Consider the following 25,896-nt stretch of genomic DNA (forward strand, 5'->3'; position numbering starts at 1 on the left):
GATCCCTTATGACCAAGCCATCCCCCGCCGCCGAAACCGCCATTGCAGACGCCAGCTCCAAGAAAAGCTGCTGCTCCAAAATGAAGACCTGCTGTCAGAAGGCCACGCGCGCTCGTGAAATCGGCCTCGCTGGCATGACAGCCATGGCGACGTTCGGACCCAAGCGTTTCCGCCCGTATTTCCAGCAGATTCTGGCAGTCATCGCAGTTGCGACAGCCGCAATAGAGTTCTTCCGCAAGCGTAAGGACTGAGTACTCAGCCCTAAAGGAAGGAAATAGGGTCGATATCGATATCGACCTTCGCTCCGCCCGTGGGTTTGATATCCCCCAGCCACTGACGCAGAATCGGCTGCACGGCGATGCCACGCATCGTCCGTAGCAAAAGCCTGCGCCGGTGTCGTCCGCGCAGGACAGCGAGCGGGGCCGGCGCTGGTCCCAGAACCTGCACCCCTTCCCGCTCCGGCGCGGAGAGCGCAATCTCCCGCGCTAACGCGTCCGCGGCGTCCGCACTCGGCGCGCTCACGATCAGCGCCGCCAGCCGCCCATAAGGCGGCCAGAACGACGGGCGTCTCTGCTCCGCTTCCTGTTCCATGAAGGTCTGGAAATCGTTGGAGACCAACGCCGTCATGACCGGATGCTCGCCGACATAACTCTGAAGCAGCACGCGCCCGCGATGCTCCGCACGGCCCGCACGGCCCGCCACCTGATGCAGAAGCTGCACCGTCCGCTCGGCCGCGCGCAGATCCCCGCCGCCCAAACCAAGGTCGGCATCCACAACGCCCACAAGCGTCAGTTTCGGGAAATGCCAGCCCTTGGCCACGATCTGCGTGCCGATGATGAGATTGACTTCCCCGTCCGAAATCTTCCGCACCGCCTCCGCCGTCGCAGCCGGGGAGCCAAGCGTATCGGACGACATCACCAGCAGTTTCGCTTCCGGAAACCGCAGCTTGGCCTCTTCGGTAATGCGCTCGATTCCCGGCCCGATGGGCACGAGTGAATTCTCGGCATGACATTCCGGGCAGTCTTTCGGAATCCGCTCATTATGCCCGCAGTGATGGCAGGTCAGAATACCCCGTGCCCGATGCTCCACCAGCCAAGCTGAACAGTTCGGGCACTGCATCCGGTGTCCACACGCCCGGCACAGCGTCAGCGGCGCATAACCGCGCCGGTTGAGGAACAGCATGGCCTGCTCCTCTTTCTCCAGCGTCTCATCAATAACGGTGCAGAGTTTGGGCGACAGAAACAGACCGCGTTCCGGCGGGTCGGCCCGCATATCCACCAGAGACACATCCGGCAGGGTCGCCCCACCATGCCGTGCGGTCAGAAGTTCGTGCCGGTAGCGTCCGCTCTCCACATTCGCAAGCGTTTCAAGCGATGGCGTGGCAGAGACGAGAATGGCCGGTGCATCCGCCAGACGGGCGCGAACAACCGCCATGTCCCGGCCATGATACATGACGCCTTCTTCCTGTTTGAAAGCGCTCTCATGCTCCTCGTCCACCACGACGAGACCCAGATCGGCAAACGGCAGGAACAGTGCCGAGCGGGCCCCCACCACAACACGGGCGCTCCCTTCCGCCACGGCGCGCCAGGTCTCGCGCCGCCGCTTGGCTCCGAGATCGGAATGCCAGACAGCAGGTTCAGCCCCGAAGCGCCGGATGAAGCGGTCCGTCCACTGGGCAGAAAGCGCGATTTCCGGCAGCAGGACCAGAACCTGCTTTCCCTTAGCCAGACAGGCGGCCACGGCCTCGAAATAAACCTCCGTCTTGCCCGATCCGGTCACACCCTCCAGCAGCGTGACCTGAAACCGCCCGGCCTCAACGGGACTGCACAGTTCCTGCGCGACCTCGGCCTGTTCTTCGGAGAGTTTCGGCGCCCCATGCGCCGGGTCTGGCAGACCGAACGGAGCAGCCGGAGCAATGACGGCCTCCCGCAGCAGACCGGCCGTAGCGAGACCGCGAATGACGGCCGCACTCGCCCCGCTGCGATCTCCCAGTTCGGCAGTACTCATGGGTGTGGAAGACGCAAAATTCAGCACGGACCGGCGCGCGGGCGTGATCCGCAGATCGCCTTCCGGCATTTCCGTCCGCACCCAGCCCAGAGTGGGTTTGGGTGCATCTTTCAGATGGATGCGCGTCGCCATCGCCAGAACCAGCCCCGGCGGCGTGAGCGTATAGGCCGCCACCCAGTCGATAAAACGGCGCAGGCTCTGCGGGAGCGGGCGCACATCCAGCTTCCCGACAACGGGACGCAGACGTTCGAGTGGAAGTTCACGCCCGACCGGCAACGCGAAATCGGCAGGCAGCGTGCGATCGGTTTCCCACACGCACCCCACGGTTTCACGACGCCCCAGCGGGACCGTCACGAGGTCTCCCGGCTCAAGCGGCATGGGAGCGAGATAGTCGAGCGGCCCCGGAAACGGCAGCGGCACGAGCACCGAAACGCGCGTTCCGGTGGAAGGTGGCTTTCGCCGGGGATCAGGCTTGGATAGGCTGCTGGATGCCATGACCGTGTCTAACCTCCCCCGCTCCGAAATGCCATGACCGCATCCCTGATGGCGCTCGATGCCCTGCGCGACTGGACTGAATGGCTGACGCATGAAAAGCGCTCCAGCCCTCGCACGGTCGAGGCCTATCGCCACGACATCCTTCTGGCGCTGACGTTTTTCCAGCAGCATCTGGGCGGGGAGGTCACGCTGGCGGATCTGGGGAAACTCTCTCTCGCCGACCTGCGCGCCTGGCTCGCGCATGAAACAGCCCGCAGCGAAAAGCCAACCCGTCGCGCCACCAGTGCCGACTCGCGAGCCCGCTCCCGGGCACGGCATGTCTCGGCCCTGCGGTCCTTCTTCCGGTATCTGACGCTGCGGCACGATCTGTCCAATCCCGCCCCGTCCCTGCTTGCCACGCCACGCATGAAAAAACGCCTGCCCCGTCCGTTGGGGCAGGAGGCGGCTCTGGCGGCCCCGGAAGGCATTTCCGATGATGCCGAGACCAGTCAGGCCGCCCTGCGCGACCGGGCTCTGTTCACGCTCCTTTACGGCACGGGGCTGCGGATCGGCGAGGCACTGGCGCTCGACATGAGGGACCTGACGAATGCGGGGCAGAACATGCTTCGCGTGGTTGGCAAAGGCGGCAAAGAACGGCTCGTGCCGCTGCTTCCGGCAGTCATCGAGGCGCTGGAAAGCTGGAAAGCGGCGCATCCCACGCCCGCGCCCGATGCGCCCCTGTTCTGCGGCGTGCGAGGCGGCCGCCTCAATCCCGGTGTGGCCCAGCGCGCCATGCGGAACTGGCGCAAAGGCGAGGGCCTGCCCGATTCCGCAACTCCTCATGCCCTGCGCCATTCCTTCGCCACGCATCTGATGGAAGGCGGCGCGGACCTGCGCACCATTCAGGAACTGATGGGCCACGCGAGCCTGTCCACGACGCAGGCCTATACGCTGGCGGACGAAAAACACCTGCTGGATGTCTGGCGCAAAGCCCATCCCCGTGCGGATCAGGAGTCATGAAACGCCTCCTGTCCGCTGCCCTGATTCTGGGCCTGTGCATGACGACAACCCATGCGGCTCCGGTCTGCGAGATGAGCCGCGCCGTGGTGCTGCCATTGCGCGACGATGGCGGTTATCTGAGCGTGCCGGTAACGGTAAATGGCCATGACGCATCGATGATCGTCGATACAGGCTCCGAAGGCAGCCTCATGACTCCCGGGGGCGTCGCAGCCTTCCACCTGCCGCCCGACCCACAGCATCGGACAATGATGCAGGGCCCGAACGGTGCGCCGCGTGTCGTGCCGAATGTCCGGATACAGGATTTAAAACTCGGCACACCGCGTTCGAGAGAATTCGCGCTCGGGGCCGGAACGATGGCGGTTGGTGCCCTCCCCGGCTCTCCCATGATCACGCCACCCGTTTTCGGGCTGCTCGGCGCGGATGTGCTGGCGGATTACGATCTGGAATTCGACGTCCCGCACCAGCGCCTGACATTATGGCGCGTCCGTCTGGGCTCCCATGTCTGCCAGCCCCCGCCTGTCTGGAGCGGCCACTGGACGAGTGTGCCTGTCCGCCGGATCTCAGGCCGCCTGACAGTGCCTTTCACGCTGGATGGATTGAGCGGAACGGCCCTTCTGGACAGCGGTGCGCGTTCGCATATCGTCAGCACGGATTTCGCCCATCGCCTCGGCCTGACGGACGAGCAGCTCGCCCTCGATCCGGGCGGCATGACCTCAGGCGTGGATCTGCACGAACGCGCCTATCACTGGCACCATTTCAAACGCTTCGAACTGGGTGGCACCGTCTGGAGCCGCCCCGTCCTGACCGTCGCCCCGGTCCACGATCAGGCCGACATGCTGCTGGGCTCGGACTGGTTCGCCCATCACGACATCTGGCTGTCCTATGCCAGTGGGCAACTTTTCTTCCGGTAACGCAAAGAGGACTGGGCGATTTTGTCTGGATATTCGCGGATGCTGCGCTCAACATATGTCACAACAGCGAGCCAGAAAACGCGGGCCGTGGGATAATCCCCCGGTTCTTCCTCACGCCGGAAATCATATAAAATCGCGGCCTTGGTCCAACGCTCAAACGTGACATCATCCCATGTCAGCCAGATCCGGGCATTATCAACAAGGATTTTTCTGTCGGGTCGGTAATGTCTGCAAAACGAGGCGAGGCATTCGACAAGGTTATTGCCTTCTATATCCCAGTCCTGACCCAACGAGCCCACACCAAGATGCCATACACCCCGATAAATATCGTACACTTTATCTTTGATTTCTTCCTGTTCGAGGAAGGTGCCTGATCCAGCCGTTGTCATGCTGCTTTTCAAAGTAAGGGCAGAGTAGGACAGGCCAATAAGTCTAAATATTGTGAAAACCGGATCAGAAAAAAGCTCTTTCCCGAAGGAAAGAGCCTTTTTGGAAAAGCGGAGTTTATTCACCCTTGAGGCGGGAATTGCACTGCGACCAGTAGCCGCCGCCTTTCTGGATCCACTTCAGCGACCCATTGCCGCCATTCGCCTTGTTGGCGTTGTACTGGGCGACGCAGGTCTTCTGGCGGGCGCGGCCAGCGGAGAGCTTACTGAACTCGGGGGAAATGGCAGTCGGGAACACGACATTACCCGAGGACGCAACGGCAGCCTTCGGAGCGATCGGGGCTTTTGTACCAGCCGGAGACGAGTCCGCAGGCGCGGCGCTTGCAGGAGTGGCTGGGGCCGTCGTAGTGGGAGCCGTTGTCGGGGCAGCAGCAGGCGTTGTGCTGGCTGCGGCGGCCGGAGCGGTGGCCTTGGCCGCGTCACCACAGGAAGCGGCCTTGAATGCCTTATAGGACTGGCCGTTCAGGGAGCCGTTCTGCTTGGCCGTCTTGAATGCGGCATGGCATTCCTTGGCGGTCAGGGCGTGAGCGGGTGCGACGCTCAGTCCTGCGGCCAGCAGGGCGGCGAGGGAGAGGCCGGAAAAGGCTTTTGTAAACGTCATGCAGAAAGAACCTTCATTCTGAAATCGGCGGGAGATAAAAGCCCCCCGCAGCTTGAGCATCAGAGAAGCGCGATCAGTTGATGCGCTCACCGTGCAGAACCATGTCGAGACCTTCACGCTCTTCGTCCGGCGACACCCTCAGGCCCATCGCCAGATCCAGAACCTTCAGAATCACGGTTGTCATGATAACACACCAGACAATCGTCACCCCTACGGCCTCGGCCTGCGCGATGACCTGATGGACGCTGGCGACCGTTCCAGTCGGGTTGGACGCCGTGGCCGAGAGCGGACCATAGGCGAACGCACCCGTCAGGATGGCGCCGATGATGCCGCCTGTGCCATGCACGCCGAACGCATCAAGGCTGTCATCGTAACCGAAACGATGCTTGAGCCATGTGGCGCTCCAGAAGCATCCCGCCCCTGCGATCAGGCCGATGACGACAGCACTTCCCGGCAGTACGAAACCCGCCGCTGGCGTGATGGCAACCAGACCGGCCACCGCACCTGAAATAATGCCCAGAGCGGTCGGCTTGCCCGTCCGCGCCCATTCGACAACCATCCAGGCCACGCCGCCTGCAGCCGCCGCGACCTGCGTCGTCAGCATCGCCATACCCGCACGGCCATTGGCGCCCAGAGCAGACCCGGCATTGAAACCGAACCAGCCTACCCAGAGCAAGGACGCGCCGATAATGGCGTAGGTCAGATTAAAGGGCGAAAAGTCTTCATGGCCCAGCCCCTTACGGCGACCGAGAATGATGGCACAGACCAGACCGGCCACACCGGAATTGATGTGCACGACCGTCCCGCCCGCAAAGTCCACCGCACCAAGCCCCGCGACCCAGCCGGTCGGGCTCCACACCCAGTGCGCGACCGGGGCATAAACGAGCAGAAGCCACGCCACGCTAAACAGGCACATGGCGGAGAACTTCATACGATCCGCATAGCCGCCCGTAATCAGCGCCGGGGTGATGACGGCAAACGTCATTTGGAACATCATGAAGACGCTCTCAGGGATCGTCATCGTCACGGCGGCGGGCGTTCCAGCGCCCAGCGTGAAGGCGGAATCGACGCCTGCGCGGAAATTATCCGCCACGCCATGCAGCATGACGCGCGACAGATCCCCGATCCACGGCGAGCCAGTCGAGAACGCAAGGCTGTAACCCGCGACCATCCAGACGAGGCTGGCAATGCAGCAGATCATGAAAGACTGGATCAGCGTCGCCAGCACGTTCTTCTTGCGGACCATGCCGCCATAGAAAAGCGCCAGACCGGGAATGGTCATCATCAGCACGAAAGCCGTACTGACAAGCATCCAGGCCGTATCGCCCGTATCGATGGGTGCGCGCATCAGAGTGCGCCCTCGCCGGTTTCTCCCGTGCGGATACGGATGAGCTGGTCGAGGCTGGAGACCATGATCTTGCCGTCACCGATCTTGCCGGTACGGGCTGCGGTCATGATGGCTTCGATCACGTCCTCGACGATCGCGTTGGAAACGGCGACCTCGATCTTGAGCTTGGGCAGGAAGCTGACGTGATACTCGGCGCCACGATAGATTTCGGTCTGGCCTTTCTGGCGACCGAAACCCTTGACTTCGGTAACTGTCAGACCCTGAACACCCAGCGGGGTCAGGGCTTCGCGGACGTCATCAAGCTTGAAGGGTTTGATGATGGCAGTAACGAGCTTCACGAACGGCATATCCTCGTTGCGATCGAGTAATCTTTGTCAGAGTATGCCTCAGATCATGCCAGTCTCATAATGATATTGGCAGCCCGACCGTACCGCTCGTGTTGAAATCCCCATGAAGCGTTGTCTGAACGCCCCGCCTCAGGCGCGCCCGGGCGTCACTGCGGGAAGGGAGCCGGGCATATCCGGGCCGCGATAGGGGCCATTCTGCGGCCGGTTGACCGCCGGGGCCACCAGACCATCCGGCCAGGCGTTCTGATCGGGCGCGCCGGAGACAATGGCCGTACGGCCACGCGGCAGACATTCCGGCATTTCCAGACGCAGACGACGCAGCATCCGCTCGCGAATATCGCAGGCCAGATCCCACATCGAGTCCGCATCGGGCGCCCCTGCAATCAGACGCACGGAAATGACCTGCGCGTTGCTGTCCGCGATCTGACAGCCGATGGAGGTCTTGTCCTGATCCCAGTCCGGGCATTTGGCCAACTCCTCGAAATACATCTCCCGCAGACGGTCAACCGGCGTCTGGTAGTCCAGCCACAGAAACAAGGAGGCGATCAGGGACGGCGAACTGTGCGTCCAGTTCTGGAACGGATTTTCAAGGAAATACGAAATCGGCACGATATAGCGGCGGCGATCCCACGTCCGCAGAACAACATAGGTCGCGTTGATTTCTTCCACCCACGCCCAGTCTCCGTTGAGGATCAGCATGTCTTCCATGCGGATGGGCTGGGTGACAGCAATCTGGATGCCCGCGATCAGGTTCGTCAGAGCAGGACGCGCGGAAAGACCGACGATCAGGGACGCCGCACCGGCGGACGCAAACAGCGACACACCGAATTTCTGCACCGAATGAAACACCATCAACGAAGACGCAGCCGTCAGCACACCGAACGAAATCTCGATCAGGCGACGCAGGACACGGATCTGCGTCTGGTGCGAGCGGACCGTGATATCATCCATATGTTCCTTGGCGCTGATCCGCGTCAGGTATTGATCCGTCAGCAGACGAAACGTCCGGATGATGCCAAAGCCAAGATTGAGAATGAACAGACAGATGAAAATCTGTTCCAGAAACGCAGTCGTTGCATCCGTAAAGCCGATCGTGGCCTGAAGGGCGGCACTGGCGGCAATGATCATCAAACCATTGCGGATAGGCGCCCGCAGCCGCCCAATAATGGCATGAATGAACTGGACACGCCGCAGGCCCGGCAGCCGCGGGAGGGCATCCGTAATGATGCGGCTGGACAGCAGCGCGATACCCGCCGCGAACACCAGAATCAGAATCGAGCCCAACGGAGCCGGAAGCCAGTCCAGCATATGTCCAAGCCGACTGACGGACTTGATGTAAGAGTTTTCAATCATGCGTTCTGCGCTTCCTTCTCTTCTTGCTGTCTGGCGCGGGCCTCCGCAAGACAACATCATCCGCTGCAGATCGTTCCCGAATCGCGTACGCGGATTGAAATCATCCAGGAGCGTGCTGGTCGAATCCCCTTCCATGAAAGCACAGAAGCCTCACACGGAGGACCACAACACCCATTTTTCACGTGAAGAAGACAGTTTGACTATGGACCGCAGATCCGTTTTCAGTCTGTCTTGAACGTTATAGTTCAGCAATTCAAGGATGCCTCCATGGGGTACGATCTCGAGATTACGCGAAACCCCCTCTGGTCCGGCAGGCCCGGCAAACCCCTGTTGCTGGAAGAGTGGTTCGACGTCATCCAGAAAGATGATGAACTCCAGTTCGCCGTATCGAGCCAACCCGAGAAATATCCGACCTGCAATGCAGAGTGGCTGAACCATCCCGATCCCTCCAAAAAGCCGGAAAACACGCTGTTCTGCTGGACCGGAGACGCCATCAGCTGCAAATATCCAGATGAACAGCAGATGGCCAAAATGGTCCGGATCAGCCGTCGCCTCAAAGCCGTTGTCGTTGGTGACAGTGGTGAGCGCTACGATCTGGACCCGAACGGGAAGGTCGTAGTCAATGATGAGGCTGCCCCGGAACTGCCTCTGCCCCTGATTTACGGTGCGGGTGCGCGGTCCTGCGCGGATTTCACTCAGACCGCCACCGACACGACGTCCCCCGTCAGCGTGATTTTCTACAACTGGTATCTCGGGTTTGTAACGGCCATCAACGCCGCCCGCCACCAAGACGGAAAAAGCGTGATGACACTGAATCTGACGCCCGAAGTAGTGCGCGAGGATCAGGCCTTTCTCATCCAGTACTGTCGGGAACACCCCGAACGCAGTTTCCATCAGGCTGCCCTCACCCTGCTTCAGATGCGTCTTGCCCGCTGCCCTCCATAAGGAAAGCGCCCCCTTCCGCTCAAACCCTCGCAGGAGTAGGACAGGGGCAGGGAGATGAGTACGATGAAAAAAACCCATTACGACCTCTGCATCAACGGCGCCGGCCCTGTCGGCGCTACGCTGGCGTGTCGTCTGGCGGCAGAGGGCGTGCGCGTCCTGCTCATCGACCACAATGCCCTGCCCGGAATGGAAGATCCTGCTCTGGACGGGCGGGCCTATGCCATCGCGGAGGGCTCCCGCCGGATGCTCGCGGACGCAGGCATCTGGGACAATCTGCCCAATGTGGCCCAGCCGATCCACGAAATCCGTGTTGCGGACGGACGCCCACATGAGGCCCCCTCCCCGCTGACGCTGCATTTCGGCCCGGAAGACGCCCCCGAAGGCCAGAGCTTCGGCTGGATGGTCGAAGCGCGGGACCTGCGGCTTGCGATCAACCAGACGCTGAAGCAGTACGACACGCTTGATGTGCATGCGCCGGATCTGGGAACCTTCACGTTCCACCCGGATCATGTCTCCATCCGTCTGGCCTCAGGCAAAACCGTGACGGCGAAGCTGGCCGTCGCTGCGGAAGGACGCCGTTCACCGCTCCGTCGTCAGGCGCGGATCGGCCTGACCAAGATTCCGTATAACGAGTACGGTATCGTCGCGACGATCGCGCATGAAAAGCCGCATCATGGCGTGGCGCTCGAACATTTCCTGCCGGAAGGTCCGTTCGCACGCCTGCCCATGCCCGGCACGGCTGAACACCCGCACCGTTCCGCCATCGTCTGGGCCGAAGGCGAAGGCCGCGCCCAGCGTTTCCATGACCTGCCGGACGAGATTTTCGCCCGCGAAATCAAGGCCCGCATGGCGGACGAGGATCTGGGGGAGATCACCCCGACCGGCCGTCGCTGGATCTATCCGCTCTCGGCACAGTATGCGCACAGCTATATCGGCCCGCGCCTTGCTCTGGCCGGTGACGCCGCACACGGCATCCACCCCATCGCAGGTCAGGGACTAAACATCGGCTTCCGGGACGTGATTTCGCTCGCAGACCTGCTGATCGAGGCGCATCGCACGCGCAAGGACATGGGCAGCCGCGAGCTTCTCGTCCGCTATCAGCGCAACACCCGCCCTGGCAACATGGCAATGCTGGCCGCCACAGACGCGCTCGAACGCCTGTTCGGCAACGACAATCCGGTCCTGCGGCGCCTGCGCGATATCGGCATCGCGGGCGTCCAGCGCTTCCCTGCCCTGCGCCGGGCCTTCGTCCGAAAGGCCATGGGCGTATGACGGAAGCCATCATCGAAACGCCCTTCGAAAGAACATCGGACCTCACGGCCTTCTGGCAGGACATGCAGTCGCAAGCCTGCAGTTGCCATGACCCGCTGATTCAGGACGTGTTTTCTACCAATATCGGAGACCATCCGGATTTTGCATCCGCACTGGCCTCACTGCTGGGCACGAAACTTGCGGACCGCTCCATCCCGGCCACGACGATCACCCGTCTCGTCGCCTCGATCCTAAGTGCCGATCCCGATATCGCCGAAGCAGCGGCAGCAGACATTCTCGCGACCTATGACCGCGACCCGGCCTGCCCGGACCTCGTCACGCCCTTCCTGTTCTTCAAGGGATGGCAGGCGCTTCAGGCCTACCGGATCTCGCATCATCTCTGGACGAAGGGCCGTCAGCATCTGGCCCATCATTTCCAGAGCCGGATCAACGAGCTTTTCGCCATCGATATTCACCCCGCGGCCCGTCTGGGGCGACGGCTGAGCATCGACCACGGCACGGGGATCGTCATTGGCGAAACCTGCATCGTCGAGGATGACGTCTCGCTGTTTCAGGATGTTACGCTGGGCGGCACAGGCAAGCTGAGCGGCAACCGTCACCCCATCGTGCGGCGCGGTGCCATGATCGGCGCTGGAGCCAGAATCCTCGGGCGTCTCGTGATCGGAGAATATGCCCGGATCGGCGCGGCTTCGGTGGTGCTTGAAGATATCCCGGCCTATTCCACCGCCGTCGGCAATCCGGCGCGGATCGTGGGCACCACTCCTCGCCCGGCATAAAAGCAGTCAGGGTCCGGAGCCTGCGCCCCGGACCCTGATGTCTTTTACTTGTTCGAGAACTTGAAGATCGTCGTGTAATCGAACGTCTGGCCCGGCTTGAGTTCAGTCGTCGGGAAAGACGGGTGGTTCGGGCTGTCGGGATAATGCTCGGCCTCGAACGCAATCGCATCGCCCTGACGATAGGCATGACCGGACACCCCGGCATAACCACCATCCAGCGAGTTGGACGTATAGACCTGAAGCCCCGGCTGGTTCGTCAGGATTTCCATGCTGCGGCCCGAACGTGGATCATAGACCTTGCCCGCCAGACGCGGTGCCTGACCGGACGGCCCGTTGACAACCCAGTTCATGTCATAACCACGCGCATACATCATCTGTTGGTCATTGCTGCGCAAACGATCGCCGATGACGGTCGGCTTGCTGAAATCGAGCGGCGTCCCGGCGACAGGCGCAATCTGGCCGGTCGGAATGGACGTTGCGTCGGTCGGCGTAAAGCCATCCGCGTTGATCTGAAGAATTTCCGGCTCGATGGAACCCGAACCTTCACCGTTCAGGTTCCAGTAGCTGTGATTCGTCAGGTTCAGAACCGTCGGCGCATCGGTCGTGGCGACATAATGCAGCGACAGGGCGTTGTCCGTGCCCAGCGTATAGGTCACATGCGTCGTCAACTTTCCGGGAAAGCCCTGATCGCCGTCCGGGCTGACCAGCTTGAGCGTCACATATGCGCCATTGTCGTTGGTGCCGGTCTTCTCGATCGTCCAGACGTTCTTGTCGAAGCCCTTCTTACCGCCATGCAGCGCATTCGGCGGAGCCGTCACATCCGTATGGTAAATCTTGCCGTCCACGGGAAAGCTGCCGCCGGCGAGACGGTTCGCGTAACGACCGATGATGGCGCCGAAGAACAGACCGCCCTTCGCGCTATCAACCGTGTAGCCCTTCAGATTGTCGAACCCGAGAACCACGTCCTGAATATGCCCTTCGCGATCCGGTGTCTCGACGGACTGAATGATGCCGCCATAGGTGATGATGCGGGCCGTGGTGCCGAGACCGTTCTTCAGGGTCACGATCCGCACGGGCTTGCCATCCGGCGTGTTGCCCCAGGGCTGATTGGCCACGGTAGGGTGTGCCTGCGCCACACCGGCACTCATGGCCAGAGCTGCGACAGTGGCGAGAAACGTACCCTTCGAGCCGAAGAATCTGGACATTGGAAACCTCCCGGGTGTTGAGTTGAGGCCACACTGATCCCAAAAATCTCGAAGGGTCAAAGGCCCGAAAGCAGCCGGAAAGCATCTGGATCGTTAAAGCATCTGGCCTCTTCAAACGCGCAGCATTTGCAGACATACAGGGATGCACGCTATCGGAGGATACGTTATGACTACGCCCCTCCGCAGTTTTCCGCGACGGATGGCGCGTGGCCGATCGGGGTTCATGGAGTCCTTCAGGGAACGGATTACGAAAATTTCCGTTTTCCGGTGACTTCTTCGTGAGCACTGGGCCGGGAAGGGTATTTTGGGGATGGTTATGGACTTTCGGCAGGACGACAACGCAATCCGGGAGACGCGCTTACGCCGTGTGTCACGTCGCAGCAGGACACTCGCAGGTGCGCTTGCCCTGCTGGCATTGGGCGCCTGTGGCTCAATACGTAACCCTCCCCCGACAGATCCGGACGATCTTGCGGACTACAAGGCCGCGAACGACCCTTACGAACCCCTGAACCGCAAGATGTACAACATCCAGATGTGGGCTTATCACAATGCCCTACGTCCGATCGGAAAGGCTTGGATCTGGGCTATTCCTAAGCCTGTGCGTCATTCCGTAGCAAATATCGCCGAGACTTGGCGCGAGCCTTCAGTGTTCTTCTCCGACGTCGGCGCAGGCAAGCCGCGGCGCGCAGGCGACACCTTTATGCGTTTTGCGATCAATATGAGCGCTGGTGTGGGCGGTATCTTCGATGTCGCCGGACTTGTCGGCTACAACCAACATGAAACCGATCCGGGCCTGACAATGGGCACGTGGGGCGTACCGAGCGGGCCTTATCTCTTCCTGCCGTTCCTCGGCCCGTCCAATTTCCGCGATAGCGCAGGTTACGGAATCTCCCAAGGCCTGACGCCAATCAACTATGTGCCCCGCGGCTATGAACTGCTAACCTTTAACTGGGCCTACAACACCGCCGGGACCATACAGGGCTATGCCAGCTCCATCGACCAGATCGACCATGTCGAACAGGACAGCTTGGACCCGTACTCCTATATCCGAAGTGCATGGCAGCAGAACCGCCAGAGCCAGATCGACACGATCAAGAACGACGGCCGCGCAACCACTCCCGACTGGTACAACTGAGGACAACGACATGTTCAACGTATTTTCGCGCCGCACTGTTCTTGGGGCCGTTGTCTCCCTTGCTGTTGCGACAGGGGCTGCGCAGGCCAGCACGGCCACGGACTTCGTGAACTCTTTCGGAGGCCGTCTGATACAGGTCGTCAATTCGCACGAGTCCCTGGACCAGAAGAAGAAAGAAGTCCTTCCTCTGCTTAAGGAGAATGTCGACATCACCGGGATCGGCCGCTACTGCCTCGGCAAGTACTGGCGTACGGCAACGCCGGCCCAGCGTGACAAGTACATCTCCCTGTTCGATCAGGTTCTGGTCAACACCATCACAGACCAGATCGGCAGCTATCAGGGTGTGAGCTTCCGCGTCACCTCGACGACCACAGTCCCTGAGGGCGAGCGCGTCAATGCGCTGATCGACCGTCCGGGCCAGCCGGAAGTCAACATGCAGCTCATCATCGGCGGCAACCCACCAAAAGTGGTGGACATGTATGGCGAAGGTGCGAGCCTGCGCATGAACCAGCGCGGCGATTACAGCTCCTATCTCGCCCGTCATAACGGTGACGTTGACGCACTGAACGCCGCTCTCGAACGTCAGCTCAGCCACCACCAGTAAACACCGCAGCCCCTGCGATTATAAGGCTCTGCGACGGGCGGCTTTTCCCCGGAAGCCGCCCGTTCTGGTATCCAGAACGAAGTCATGGGACCAGATGACAGATCTACAACGCCCAAAAACCATCCAGCCTCTCCAATGAAGGCATTTCCTGTCCCCACCCTTCAGCGCATCGCTCTGGCGGCCTTCAGCCTTGCCTGTCTGGTGTTTTTCGGCTGGGCCTGCTGGAAAGGTCTGTGGTTCCTGTCATTCTGCGATGAAGGCGAGCATCTGCTGGGCGGACAGATGCTGAACGAAGGCGGCAGACTTTACGTCACCTACATCGACTCGCACGGGCCAGCCATCTTCATGCTGACCCAGCTCTACGGCGCTGTGTTCGGATGGCATTTTCCACAGGGCGCGCGACTGTTTCTGATTGTTCTGGCGCTCTTGGCTGCAGTGTCCATCAGCATCACACCGGCCTTATCCGACCGTCGCCATCGCCTTCTCGCCAGCCTGATCTTCCTTGGAAGCCTCGCATCCTACTGGCTGATGGATGCGTTCTACATGGTCAGCTTCTATCCGGTGGCCGGATTGATCACCGTCGGCCTTCTGGCGCTCTTCGCCGTCCCGACGTGGCTCAACAAAGCGCCCCACCCCTCGCTCTGCGCGCTCGCAGGAGGCTGTTTCGTGCTGGTTCTGGCCTGCGCTTACGCCTACGGGCCGGGGATGGTACTGATCGTGGGCTCCGCGTTCTGGCTGCTGGCCGCACAACGGGACTACAGCGCCATCCGCGCTTTCACGGGCGGGGCAGCCCTGACAACACTCCTGCTTGGTGTCTGGTTCCTCAAATATTCGGATTTTGGGAGTTATGTGGTTTTCCACATTCTCTTCAACCAGATTGCCTATGCTCCCTTCATCAATTTCGGGCCAAAAACCTTTCTGGCTTCCTTCGTGCCGTCCTTCCATGGGGAAGCATTCTATCCCACGCTTGCACATCTCCTGCTTGCGGGGTCACTCGCTCTGCTCTTCTACCGCCGCCCGACCCGGAACCGGATCGCCATCCTGATCGGGTTTGCAGGCGTCATTCTCCTCAACGCCCGAGCCGCAACAGGCTTCAAGGACGGACAAAGCCTGATCATAGCCTTCGCCCTGACGGGGATGGCATTTATGGGATTCTTCGAACAGCGTCAGAAAACTGCCCGGACACTACCGCTCAACCCGTTAGCCTGTTCTGCCTTGATGGTTTTGGCGTTCTGGGGAAGCAGCCATCTTGCCACAAACACCCCCTTCGGCTGGACCTATCGGGACAGCACACACCAACCACCCTATACACTCTACCAGCCCCTCAATGACTCCATCAGCCAGAAGGTCAGAGCCCTCGTACCACCCGGGCAGCCCATTCTGATGCTGCCCTATACGCCCGAATTTTACTGGATGGCCGATCGGCGCCCTCCCGAGGGCTTTTACGAATATCTGCCCTGGGACTGGGTCTATGCCCAGCATTCCATACCCGGCTACCCACGCGATCTGTGCCAGAGCCTGCTCAAATCTCCGCCGCCACTGATCGTCTATACGCCGGAAACCGATCCCACTTCCCTGACAGTTCGGCCCTTCTTCGCCTGCGTCAAAGAAAGACTTGCAAGCCTTTACGCGCCCGTTGAAGGGTTTCCCTCGCTCCACGTCCTGCGCGCCCGATAGGGCGGGCACAGTTCAGTCTGCTGTGATCTCGTACAAAAGCATGGTGTCGCCATTGCGCTCAAACGTCTTGACCGCCCTCAGGCCAATACTGCCCAAAACTGTGCGGGACGCCAGATTGTCTTCCCGGGCCACGGCCACGATACGCTTCTCGCCCGTATCCAGCACATAGCGCAGGGCCGCAGCAGCCGCTTCGCGGGCAATGCCACGCCCGGCAGCCCAGGGAAAAATGGAAAATCTCAGACCCAGACCGCGCCCGTCGGGACGCTCGTGAACGCCGGTAATGCCAACAAAACGGCCATTTTCGCGGATCGCAAAAATCCCCACGCCACGCCGTGCCCAGAAACTGACGTCTTCCGCCATCTCCTGTTCGGTCGTCGTACGATTACGAACGCCGCCCAACATCCGCGCAAACGCACCGGCATCACTTTTGAGCGCAACCATGTCTTCAAGGTCCGGCCAGTTGACCGGAGTCAGGACAAGCCGGGCGGTTCGGATTTCACGCCCCAGCACGCAGCTCTCCCCAGACCATCAGCAGAAACCTTCAGCGGACAGGGGTGTCCCGTCCACTGAAGGGAAAACGCCGGATCAGCGGGCCAGCGGACGATACTTGATGCGACCCGGCTCGGTTGCATCCGGCCCCAGACGACGGCGCTTGTCAGCTTCGTAGTCCTGGAAGTTGCCCTCGAACCACTCGACATGGCTGTCACCCTCGAATGCGAGGATATGCGTGGCCAGACGGTCAAGGAACCAGCGGTCATGGGTGATGATCACGGCGCAACCGGCAAATTCCGCCAGAGCGTCTTCCAGAGCACGCAGTGTATCGACGTCAAGATCGTTGGTCGGTTCGTCGAGCAGGATGACGTTGCTGTCCTGCTTGAGCATCTTCGCGAGATGGACGCGGTTGCGCTCACCACCCGACAGGATGCCCACGCGCTTCTGCTGATCCGCACCTTTGAAGTTGAATGCGCCCACATAGGCCCGCGACGGTACCGTACGCTTGCCAAGCTGAATGACGTCCGTACCGCCGGAAATTTCTTCCCAGACCGTCTTGTTATCATCGAGCGTGTTGCGGGACTGATCGACGTATCCCAGCTTCACCGTATCGCCGATCTTGAGCGACCCGCCATCCGGCGCATCATCGCCCGTGATCATTTTGAACAGCGTGGACTTACCTGCACCGTTCGGTCCGATCACGCCCACGATGCCACCCGGCGGCAGCTTGAAGCTGAGATTGTCGATCAGCAGACGATCGCCAAAGCCCTTGCTGAGATTTTCGGCTTCAATAACCGTGCCACCCAGACGCGGGCCCGGCGTAATTACGATATCCGCCGTGCCGCCTGCCTTTTCAGCATTGGCGGCCAGCATTTCCTCATACTTCGTGATACGCGCCTTGCTCTTGGCCTGACGGGCCTTGGGCGAGCTGGAAATCCATTCCTGCTCGGCAGCAAGAGCACGCTGACGGGAGCTTTCTTCCTTCTCTTCCTGCGCCAGACGCTTGCGCTTCTGAACGAGCCAGGAGGAGTAATTGCCTTCGAACGGATAGCCACGGCCACGCTCGAGTTCGAGAATCCAGTTTGTGACGTTATCAAGGAAGTAACGGTCATGGGTGATGACCATGACGGTGCCCTGATAGTCCCGCAGCGTCTTTTCGAGCCAGCTCACGCTTTCGGCGTCGAGATGGTTGGTCGGTTCGTCAAGCAGCAGGATGTCGGGCTTTTCGAGCAGCAGGCGGCACAGCGCCACGCGGCGGCGTTCACCACCCGAAAGCTTCGTAACCGGGCTGTCGGCTGGCGGGCAACGCAGCGCATCGAGCGCGATTTCCAGCTTGCGGTCCAGCTCCCAGCCGTCGCCAGCGTCGATCTTTTCCTGAAGATCGGCCTGCTCGGCGAGCAGCGCGGTCATTTCGTCGTCCGACATCGGCTCGGCGAACTTCATCGAAATTTCGTTGAAGCGGTCCACGGCCTTTTTCAGGTCCCCGAAGCCCTGCGCAACGTTCTCGCCGACCGTCATGCTCTCGTCGAGCTTGGGCTCCTGTTCGAGATAGCCGATACGGACGCCCTCGGCGGCCCAGGCTTCGCCGCCATATTCTTTCTCAATGCCCGCCATGACCTTGAGCAGCGTGGACTTACCCGCGCCGTTCACACCCAGCACACCGATCTTCACACCCGGCAGGAAGGACAGCGTGATGCCCTTGAAGACTTCGCGCCCACCCGGATAGGCCTTCGTAAGGTCCTTCATGACATAGACATACTGGTAGGCGGCCATGGGAGGTCTCCTCAATCGGTGGATGGGCGGGGAAAAGCGGAACATCTGTCCCGCGAAAATCAGATCGGCACACCGTGCGCCCGGAGGGACTCGAACCCCCAACCAAGCCGTTATGAGCGGCCGGCTCTAACCAATTGAGCTACAGGCGCGCGGGTGCAGTCCGCAATCGCCCAACTCGGGTCTTTTTGCAAGGGCTGACATGGTGGAATGTGTCTTTTTAAGTTAGTGTGTCACGCCTTCCCGTTCCCTAAAGGCCGTTCAGGCGACCTTTGCTGCCGTTGCGAGATGGCCTCACTGGTCCGTATTGCCCGAAGGGATGTCCGATGCCTGCAAATATCGCGAAAATACCCAGCAGTACCTCTCAGACATGATACAGGCCGGGCCGGTCGCGCTTATCCGCAAACTGCGCTGGCTCTACGCTCCCGATCCGGTCATGGCCGGATATGCGCTCCGGACAACGTTCACCTCGCTGCTCGCGCTCGGAATCGCGTTGCGGATGGAGCTTGGCAGCCCGCAATGGGCCGCGCTGACCGTATGGATGGTCGCGCAGGGCACGCGCGGACGTAGCCTCGCGAAAGCCAAATGGCACCTGTTCGGCATGGTGGTCGGCGTCATCAGCGGGATCATACTGGTCGCCTCCTTTCCGCAGTCGCCCCTGATGTTCATTCTCCTGCTGGCAGGCGGAATCGGCGCGTTCTGCATGATCGGCACATTCATGCCCGGTCCGGCGTCCATGACGAACTACCGCATCCACGGTATGCGCGCCTCGGGCTTCACCTACGCAATCGTCTCCCTCGACGGCATCGCGGACCCGCACCACATTTTCTCGATCGCCATGGCGCGCGCCACCTACATCTTGTTGGGCATCGTGTTGGAAGCTTCGATTTCCGGGCTGTTCCAGCTCGGCCTGACCAAACGGACGCGCCACCAGCTCGCCAGCACGTTTGAAGACACACTCAAACCCGCCCTGACCGCCATCGCGGACATTCTGATCGGCAAGGACGGGGCGATGCAGAACGTGCAAGGTATCTTCACCCAGATCACGACGCTCGGCGATCAGGTGGAGTTCGCGGAAGTCGAACTGGGCCGCCGCGACCACGCCGGAGACCATGCCCGCGCGGCGCTGGCGGATATCGCAGTCCTTCTCGCCCGCGCCCTCGATCTCGCGACCCTCATGCGCCTGCCGCTCAGTCAGGACGACATGTTCCATCAGGAAGCCGAGGCCATCCGGGACGTGTTTCTCAAACTCCCTGCCCGACTGGAAGGGACGGAGACCATGAGCGCCCTTCTGGCCGATCTGCTGGCCCTGCGCCGTCAGTGCCGCCAGAAAGTGGTGATCGATTTCAACACCGCCCAGCCGGACGATGCCGCGCGCGAAGCCGTCCTTCGCCACGGCATGCTTCAGCAGGCTCTCGTCGAACTGATCGACGCACTCCGCATGGCGTTAAGCCAGTTCGAAGCCAGCCGACACCCCGAAGCACACGACCATTTCCATGCACCAATCCGCTCCTACCGCGACTGGCAGCAAGCCATTACCAACAGCCTGCGCTCCTCCGTCACGGTCTTCGGAGCGGGCCTCATCTGGATTTGCACCGCCTGGCCCAGCGGGCTGACCTTCATCATGTTCGTCTGCATCGTGTGCAGCCTGTTCTCAACTCTGGAACGCCCGGCACTGGCCACGCAGGCGTTCCTGCGCGGAGCCTGCTGTGCGGTCGTCGCGGCGGGCATCCTGAATCTGGCCCTGATGGGCAAATCGACGACGTTTGAAATGCTAGGCATGTGGTCGGGCCTTGCGATGATGATTGGCGGTCTGGCCTTCGCCTACCCGCCCCTGACCCTCCCGGCCGTATCGTACAACCTGTTCCTGCCCATCCTGATCGGCCCGTCCAATCAGGCCAAAACCGACGAAATTACCTATTTCAACACAGCCATGCCGCTTGTTCTGGGGCTGCTCTACGCCTCGTGGATGTATCGCGTTTTTCTGCCCTACGACCCCGCCCATCAACGCTGGACCATGCGCGAAAACATCCTGCGTGACCTGCATCGGATCGCGGATGGGAGCGCCCGCGAAACGGTGGACAGCGTGGTCTCGCGCAATGTGGACCGCTTCGTGCGGCTCATGACCAATTCGGGCTCAACCCCGTCGCCCGTCATTCAGGCCTATCTGACGGGAATTCTGTCGGGCATGCGCGTCATGCTCAATCTTCTGCGTCTTCAGGCCATTCGCCGCGATACGCGGCTTGTCGGGGATGCCAGCAAGGCGCTTTCCCTCGTCATGGGGCGCATGAGCCATTTCAGCGGACGCTATCACGGACATTACGGCCGCACCCTGCGGGCGACAAAGCTCGCGATCCTGCATCTGCGAACATGCGAGCGCAACGAGTCCCGCCCCCGCGAACGCTTCATCCTGATCGCCGCCCTGACCAGTCTGGACGTCATCGCCACGGAACTGGACACAAACCGTGTTTTCTTCGACGCGAACAGTCCGTATCTCGACCCGTCCGTCCGCTCCGAGGAACTGGAATCGACTGGCTGACACAATCCTCACGAACCGATCACGAAGAAATGTTCTGAAACACACTTCCCTTTTCCGGGAAACGGGGGAATTGTTCGTTTTCAGCCGCGGGATACCGCGGACGACAGGTTTAAGACCTACTGGGTTTCAGAACTAAGGATACCGTGATGTTTCGTCGTATCGTGCCCGTCCTCGGCCTCGCCCTCGGGCTCGGTCTGGCTTCCCAGGCCGCCATGGCACAGGAACAGTCCCCCCCGCCCCCGCCAGCCGTTCAGGGCACACCGAGCAAGGACTTCACGGGCGTTTCGCCCGCCAACCTCGCTGGCATCATGAACTACTGCGTCGAGCAGCAGTATGTGTCCTATGACGAAGGCAACCCGGTTCTTTACGGGCTGAGCGAGAAATACAAGGCCACCGAACAGACAGTCGGCAATTTCGACTACGCGCTCGGCACCGCCGGTTACTTCGACAGCAATGGCAAGCGCTTCTACCTCGTGGCCTACACGAACGAAGACGACCGCCGCGCCGCCTGTCACGCAGCCGTCAAGGCCGCACAGCCGATGCTCTGAGCCCTGCCCGCAGGACCCGGATTTTCGCAAAAACTCCCCTGCCCCACGGCACGGGGAGTTTTTTTATACCCGCTTCCCGCCGTCAGACCGGACTTCCCTCCTTTCCGCTCTGGGCAGGGACCACAGGCGCCGGTAATATCCCCGCCTCTCCAAACAGTTCAGGACATGAACATCATGGACGTTTCCAAGATCTCGCCCGGCAAAGACCTGCCCAACGACATCAACGTCGTCATCGAAATCCCGCAGGGATCGCAGGTGAAGTACGAAGTGGACAAGGACAGCGGCGCCCTCGTCGTTGACCGCTTCCTCTTCACGCCGATGGCCTATCCGGCTGCCTACGGCTTCATTCCGGGCACGCTGGCCGCCGATGGCGATCCGGCTGACGCTCTTGTCCTGACGCCGTCCGCCGTCGTGCCGGGTGCCGTGATCCGTGCGCGCCCGATCGGCATGCTGAAGATGGAAGACGAAAGCGGCCAGGACGAAAAGATCATCTGCGTCCCGCACGACAAGGTGCATCCGCAGTTCACGAACGTCCATTCCGTGGACGACCTGCCGGAAATCACGAAGAAGGCGATCACGCATTTCTTCGAGCGTTACAAGGATCTGGAACCCAACAAGTGGGTCAAGGTCACGGGTTGGGCTGACAAGGCCGCCGCAGGCGAAGTCATCATGGCTTCGGTCGCCGCCGCCAAGTAAACTCCTGACTTCCGTCGGAGGAACGCCCATGGCGTGCCCCCGACGGACACCCTGATGGGTACGCTTTCAAAACCCCCTGCTTCCCCCGGAGGCAGGGGTTTTTGTTCGATATCACATATATTTGTGGGAATTTATGATACAAGTAACATTATATTATGTTCTTTACCGGTAAATATATGTTACCTTCGGAAAGCTAACCTGCTTTTCCAAGGAATCAGCGGATTGTCTCGAGTCCATCTCCACGCAGCTTTCTGCCTGGCCACAATTCTTCCGTCCTGCGTCATGGCCCAGAGTGCTGGGACCCAGAACACCTCAGGGACCTCCTCAACACCCGGCACGGGATCCGCTTCAGACCGGACGCTCTCGACCTTTCAGGCCTATAGCCCGGACGCAAAAGTCACACAGATCAAGGTCACAGCCCCGCAGCAGGGAATTCCGCCAGTCATCTGGCCGTCCGAAAACTCGGAACTCCCCAGCGAGCGCGTCGACACGCCTCTGAACCAGATCTATTTCGGCAATGAATGGGTTCCTCCCCTTCCACAACCCGAAGCTCTTCTGACGAACCCGTTCGGCTGGAATACCTGGCTGCGCGACCGTGGCATCGCGTTAACGATGGACACCACCAACGAGTTTTCCGGTGCCATCACCAGCCCGACACCGGGCTATGGTCTGAAACAGGGCAGCAGCAATGCTGGCCAGTACAGTCTTGAGAACGATATCGACTGGGAAAAGCTTGCCAATGTCCGCGGCTTCTCGACCCATGCGCTCGTCGTGGGCCGGTACGGTATCCCCGGCAGCCGCATGTTTGGCGATAACCTCAACCCCAGCTCCGAAATCTACGGCGCAGGCGGCAACGTGGTCGTCCATCTCGTCTATGCCTATGCCGAAGAGACAATCGCCAAGGGCCGCGTGGACCTTGCGGCCGGGCGTATCCCGTTCCTGAACGATTTCTCGTCCAATCCGCTGTATTGCACCTTCCAGAACAATGCGTTCTGCGGAAACCCGAAAGCCTCGTCCGACAACACGACCCATTCGTCCTACCCGGATGCGGGCTGGGCATTCCGCGCCCGGACCCGGCCAACCGTCAGCACCTACATCCAGACCGGCGTCTATTTCGCGCAGGCCGGAATTTACGGCAACGTGCAATACCGTACGGGTTTTAAGTTCAATGGCGGTGACATCCACGGCGAAGCAATCCCGGTCGAAGCCGGGTGGGAACCGCTGTTCGGCAAGGACAAGCTGCCCGGTCACTACAAAGTTGGCTACGCCATCGACAACGCGCCCCACAAGGACAACTACTATGACATGAACGGACAGCCCTATGTCATCAGCGGCCTGCCCCCCCGGACCGTGAACTATTCATGGTCGGCCTGGGTTCTGGCCGATCAGATGGTGCTGCGCCATCACGTTAAGGGCAATGCCGATGCCGGCCTGATCCTGCTGGGCGGCATGTACGCCAACAGCCCGCGCACCCAGCTTCGTGGCCAGCAATATTTCGCGGGCCTGATTGATACCGGATTCTGGGCCTCACGCCCGCTGGATACGATCGGTATCAACTTCTCCTATGTCCGCGTTTCCAAGAACGCGACCGCAACGGAACGGCTTCAGGCCCTGTATGGCGTGCCGCTCATGGCAGGCTCCCTGACGCCGCAGACATTCGGCGAAGTTCTGGAAGCCACATACCGCATCCATGTGATGCGCGGCGTCACCTTCGCGCCTGACTTCCAGTACTATTTCCGTCCGGGCGCACAGAAAGCCCTCAAGGACGCCGCAATGCTTGGCTTCAAGAGCCATATCCAGTTCTTCTGAGGCCCTCTTCAGGAAGCACCACGTTACAGGGTGCTTCCTGAACATCATAACCGCACCGCTCCGTCAGGAGAGCGGCCAGATCTGCTGCCTGTCTGCGGATTTCCGGAATGGCCGTCGTTTCAAATAACGTCCCCCAGCGCATGGGCCCCAGAGCAAACAGATCTCCGAAACACTGTCCGCCCGCATCAGTCAGCGCACCATCGTCCCGGCAATGCAATCCCCCCAATGCTGTTCCACGCACCATCCCAGTCCGCAAAAGCTCATAAGGAAAAGTGTCTGGCATCTGATCGTAAGAGCGGCTTGGCCCCGTACAATTCACGACATGATCGGCTGACAGTGTAAATACCCCCGCCGGACAGCGCGCCTGCAGAAACACTTGTGCGCTCTCAAAATCCAGACGGGTCACCTGCCCCCGCCAACAGACCAACGTACCATTCTCCAGTTCGACGCTCATAAAATCTGCCACATCAGGCGCAATACGATGCCGCACGATATCCCAGCGTCGCTGAAGGTGCCGCCGGAAACGCTTTTTCTCCGTCAGATCGAGTGCCTGCCACAGCAGATTGATACGCGGACGCAGCGCATCCACTGCACTGCGCCAGCTGATCCCACATGCCAGACTGCTTCGGAACGCTCGGAAATAGGCCAGCGCCGCCGCAGGTGTTTCCTCAGGAATAATGTCGGTTGTCGCCGCAAAAGAAGGTGCGTGACGTTCAGGACACCAACCATGCCGGGACAATGCCACAACCCGGCCGCGATGACCGTTTTCCCGCAGACGCATCAGCACATCAAGTGATGTCAGCCCCGTCCCGATCAGAACGACGGCATCCTCGGGTCCAACCCGCTCATAAAATCCGTTATCCCAACCCGACGAATGATACCGCCCACTCCGGGCCAGCTCGGATGTCACACGGGCAACAGGCGCAGGACCATAATTGCCGGTTGCAAGCACGACCTGATCCACCCGAAGCACATCCCCATCTTCAAGGGTCAATTCCAACCGCCCCGCAACCCGCTCACAGGACAGAACACGCGTCTGGCGCCATTCAGGACGTGCCTGCGCCCACAGAGCGGACAGGTACCGGCCGAACACAGCTCTTTGCATGAACTGGCCAGACGTGACGTCCGGATCGTGATGTTTGCGAAGCCAACGCAGAAAATGCTCCGGATCACCGGGATCAGCACTCATGCCACCAGCAGGAACATTAAGGAAATGGCATGAAGAAAGCGTTGAATACGCCAACCCCACCGCAGGACGATCCGCAGGATCAATGATGATAATCTGCGCCCGGACATGCAGTCTGCGCAGATTCCAAGCCAGCAGTGTTCCACTGGCCCCGCCACCAATGATGGCAATAAAAGGCCCGTCTGAAGGGGACATACTACCGTTTTTCTCCACAGAATCGCCTGTGAAGCATGGTCGAAACGCAGGCAACTGAGCGGGACGTTTCGTAACAGACGCTCTCGGAAAGTCCGGGACACAGAACGCATAACCCCATCACTCGAAACCGGGAGGAGGAATACTTTTCATTGTTCTGGAAACTGTCTGGAGCGGGCGATGGGATTCGAACCCACGACCCCAACCTTGGCAAGGTTGTGCTCTACCCCTGAGCTACGCCCGCACTCCGTGGAGGGGCTTATGACCGAATCAGAGAAAGCACGCAAGAGGAGAAGATGTCATCAGGACATCACTTTGGCGGCAAAGTGCAGAAACGAAAAAAGGCACCCGAAGGTGCCTTTTTTCACTGGAGCGGGTGATGGGATTCGAACCCACGACCCCAACCTTGGCAAGGTTGTGCTCTACCCCTGAGCTACACCCGCACTCCGTGGAGGGGCTTATGACCGAATCAGAGAAAGCACGCAAGAGGGATTTTTCGATTCTGATGCAATATCTGCTTCCCCGCCTCCTCCGACATGGTGT

23 protein-coding genes and 3 tRNA genes are annotated in these 25,896 nt (G+C 60.5%); 13 read left to right on the plus strand and 13 right to left on the minus strand.

What is annotated here, in order from left to right; translation table 11 throughout:
• Positions 1-8 precede the first annotated feature (8 nt).
• On the plus strand, positions 9-251 hold the full coding sequence (locus tag GKO01_RS02995) for a hypothetical protein (protein WP_099285690.1): 243 nt from the start codon (positions 9-11) through the stop codon (positions 249-251).
• A gap of 10 nt (positions 252-261) precedes the next feature.
• Here GKO01_RS02995 and GKO01_RS03000 read toward each other — a convergent pair whose 3' ends face one another.
• Positions 262-2,502 (minus strand): primosomal protein N', encoded by a 2,241-nt coding sequence (locus GKO01_RS03000; protein ID WP_099285691.1) that lies wholly within the window; start codon positions 2,500-2,502, stop codon positions 262-264.
• Positions 2,503-2,547: 45 nt separating this feature from the next.
• On the opposite strand from GKO01_RS03000, the gene GKO01_RS03005 reads away from it, so the two are divergent.
• Positions 2,548-3,501 (plus strand): tyrosine recombinase XerC, encoded by a 954-nt coding sequence (locus GKO01_RS03005; RefSeq protein WP_099285856.1) that lies wholly within the window; start codon positions 2,548-2,550, stop codon positions 3,499-3,501.
• Positions 3,498-4,412: a retroviral-like aspartic protease family protein gene (locus GKO01_RS03010; RefSeq protein ID WP_099285692.1), complete on the plus strand. Its 915-nt coding sequence runs from the start codon at positions 3,498-3,500 to the stop codon at positions 4,410-4,412. Before GKO01_RS03005 ends, GKO01_RS03010 begins: the two co-directional genes overlap by 4 nt.
• Here the strand turns inward: GKO01_RS03010 and GKO01_RS03015 are convergent.
• The 5 genes from GKO01_RS03015 to GKO01_RS03035 form a co-directional block, all read right to left on the minus strand.
• Positions 4,382-4,801, minus strand: a complete 420-nt coding sequence (locus GKO01_RS03015) for a hypothetical protein (RefSeq protein ID WP_099285693.1) — start codon at positions 4,799-4,801, stop codon at positions 4,382-4,384. The genes GKO01_RS03010 and GKO01_RS03015 overlap by 31 nt on opposite strands.
• A 115-nt stretch (positions 4,802-4,916) precedes the next feature.
• Positions 4,917-5,459 (minus strand): hypothetical protein, encoded by a 543-nt coding sequence (locus tag GKO01_RS03020; RefSeq protein ID WP_099285857.1) that lies wholly within the window; start codon positions 5,457-5,459, stop codon positions 4,917-4,919.
• Positions 5,460-5,532: 73 nt separating this feature from the next.
• Complete coding sequence (locus tag GKO01_RS03025; protein WP_099285694.1) at positions 5,533-6,807, minus strand: ammonium transporter; 1,275 nt, start codon at positions 6,805-6,807, stop codon at positions 5,533-5,535.
• Positions 6,807-7,145 carry a P-II family nitrogen regulator gene (locus tag GKO01_RS03030; RefSeq protein ID WP_174694216.1) on the minus strand — a complete coding sequence of 113 codons (339 nt, stop codon included), beginning with the start codon at positions 7,143-7,145 and terminating at the stop codon, positions 6,807-6,809. The genes GKO01_RS03025 and GKO01_RS03030 overlap by 1 nt, the downstream gene beginning before the upstream one ends.
• A gap of 138 nt (positions 7,146-7,283) precedes the next feature.
• The gene (locus GKO01_RS03035; RefSeq protein ID WP_099285858.1) at positions 7,284-8,507 is read right to left on the minus strand and encodes a mechanosensitive ion channel family protein; all 1,224 of its coding nucleotides are present in this window, start codon (positions 8,505-8,507) and stop codon (positions 7,284-7,286) included.
• A gap of 267 nt (positions 8,508-8,774) precedes the next feature.
• Between GKO01_RS03035 and GKO01_RS03040 the strand changes: the two genes are divergently transcribed.
• Genes GKO01_RS03040 through cysE form a run of 3 tightly spaced genes read left to right on the plus strand, consistent with a single transcriptional unit; the run spans position 8,775 to position 11,500 of the window.
• Positions 8,775-9,452, plus strand: coding sequence for a hypothetical protein (locus GKO01_RS03040; protein WP_099285695.1), 678 nt, complete (start codon positions 8,775-8,777; stop codon positions 9,450-9,452).
• Positions 9,453-9,506: 54 nt separating this feature from the next.
• Entirely contained in the window at positions 9,507-10,724 is a 1,218-nt protein-coding gene (locus GKO01_RS03045) for a UbiH/UbiF/VisC/COQ6 family ubiquinone biosynthesis hydroxylase (protein WP_099285696.1), read from the plus strand.
• Positions 10,721-11,500, plus strand: coding sequence for a serine O-acetyltransferase (gene cysE, locus GKO01_RS03050; RefSeq protein ID WP_099285697.1), 780 nt, complete (start codon positions 10,721-10,723; stop codon positions 11,498-11,500). The genes GKO01_RS03045 and cysE overlap by 4 nt, the downstream gene beginning before the upstream one ends.
• 44 nt (positions 11,501-11,544) lie before the next feature.
• On the opposite strand, the gene GKO01_RS03055 is transcribed toward cysE, so the two are convergent.
• Positions 11,545-12,705 carry an aldose epimerase family protein gene (locus GKO01_RS03055; RefSeq protein WP_099285698.1) on the minus strand — a complete coding sequence of 387 codons (1,161 nt, stop codon included), beginning with the start codon at positions 12,703-12,705 and terminating at the stop codon, positions 11,545-11,547.
• 316 nt (positions 12,706-13,021) lie between these two features.
• On the opposite strand from GKO01_RS03055, the gene GKO01_RS03060 reads away from it, so the two are divergent.
• The 3 genes from GKO01_RS03060 to GKO01_RS03070 all read left to right on the plus strand — a co-directional run bounded on the left by GKO01_RS03060 (position 13,022) and on the right by GKO01_RS03070 (position 16,121).
• Complete coding sequence (locus tag GKO01_RS03060) at positions 13,022-13,840, plus strand: MlaA family lipoprotein (protein WP_099285859.1); 819 nt, start codon at positions 13,022-13,024, stop codon at positions 13,838-13,840.
• A 10-nt stretch (positions 13,841-13,850) separates the two neighbouring features.
• Complete coding sequence (locus tag GKO01_RS03065) at positions 13,851-14,444, plus strand: MlaC/ttg2D family ABC transporter substrate-binding protein (protein WP_099285699.1); 594 nt, start codon at positions 13,851-13,853, stop codon at positions 14,442-14,444.
• A 135-nt stretch (positions 14,445-14,579) separates the two neighbouring features.
• Positions 14,580-16,121: a hypothetical protein gene (locus tag GKO01_RS03070; protein ID WP_099285700.1), complete on the plus strand. Its 1,542-nt coding sequence runs from the start codon at positions 14,580-14,582 to the stop codon at positions 16,119-16,121.
• Between the two features lie 12 nt (positions 16,122-16,133).
• Here the strand turns inward: GKO01_RS03070 and GKO01_RS03075 are convergent, their stop codons facing one another.
• From GKO01_RS03075 to GKO01_RS03085, 3 genes are all read right to left on the minus strand, one after another.
• Entirely contained in the window at positions 16,134-16,631 is a 498-nt protein-coding gene (locus tag GKO01_RS03075) for a GNAT family N-acetyltransferase (protein ID WP_099285701.1), read from the minus strand.
• A gap of 75 nt (positions 16,632-16,706) precedes the next feature.
• A complete protein-coding gene (ettA, locus tag GKO01_RS03080) occupies positions 16,707-18,386 on the minus strand; it encodes an energy-dependent translational throttle protein EttA (RefSeq protein WP_099285702.1) in 1,680 nt (559 codons plus the stop codon).
• A gap of 75 nt (positions 18,387-18,461) precedes the next feature.
• A tRNA-Ile gene (locus tag GKO01_RS03085) sits at positions 18,462-18,535 on the minus strand.
• 167 nt (positions 18,536-18,702) lie between these two features.
• Here GKO01_RS03085 and GKO01_RS03090 point away from each other — a divergent pair.
• The 4 genes from GKO01_RS03090 to GKO01_RS03105 all read left to right on the plus strand — a co-directional run bounded on the left by GKO01_RS03090 (position 18,703) and on the right by GKO01_RS03105 (position 23,975).
• On the plus strand, positions 18,703-20,922 hold the full coding sequence (locus GKO01_RS03090) for an FUSC family protein (RefSeq protein WP_244901300.1): 2,220 nt from the start codon (positions 18,703-18,705) through the stop codon (positions 20,920-20,922).
• A gap of 146 nt (positions 20,923-21,068) precedes the next feature.
• Positions 21,069-21,470 (plus strand): alcohol dehydrogenase subunit III, encoded by a 402-nt coding sequence (adhS, locus tag GKO01_RS03095; protein WP_062030014.1) that lies wholly within the window; start codon positions 21,069-21,071, stop codon positions 21,468-21,470.
• A gap of 174 nt (positions 21,471-21,644) precedes the next feature.
• The gene (gene ppa, locus GKO01_RS03100; RefSeq protein ID WP_062030065.1) at positions 21,645-22,166 is read left to right on the plus strand and encodes an inorganic diphosphatase; all 522 of its coding nucleotides are present in this window, start codon (positions 21,645-21,647) and stop codon (positions 22,164-22,166) included.
• Between the two features lie 222 nt (positions 22,167-22,388).
• A complete protein-coding gene (locus GKO01_RS03105; protein WP_099285703.1) occupies positions 22,389-23,975 on the plus strand; it encodes a carbohydrate porin in 1,587 nt (528 codons plus the stop codon).
• Here the strand turns inward: GKO01_RS03105 and GKO01_RS03110 are convergent.
• From GKO01_RS03110 to GKO01_RS03120, 3 genes are all read right to left on the minus strand, one after another.
• Positions 23,950-25,356, minus strand: a complete 1,407-nt coding sequence (locus GKO01_RS03110) for an FAD/NAD(P)-binding protein (RefSeq protein ID WP_099285704.1) — start codon at positions 25,354-25,356, stop codon at positions 23,950-23,952. The genes GKO01_RS03105 and GKO01_RS03110 overlap by 26 nt on opposite strands.
• Positions 25,357-25,522: 166 nt before the next feature.
• A tRNA-Gly gene (locus GKO01_RS03115) sits at positions 25,523-25,597 on the minus strand.
• A gap of 124 nt (positions 25,598-25,721) precedes the next feature.
• Positions 25,722-25,796, minus strand: a tRNA-Gly gene (locus tag GKO01_RS03120).
• Between the last annotated feature and the right edge of the window lie 100 nt (positions 25,797-25,896).

The organism is Gluconobacter kondonii (assembly GCF_002723995.1).
GTDB classification, from domain to species: Bacteria; Pseudomonadota; Alphaproteobacteria; order Acetobacterales; family Acetobacteraceae; genus Gluconobacter; species Gluconobacter kondonii.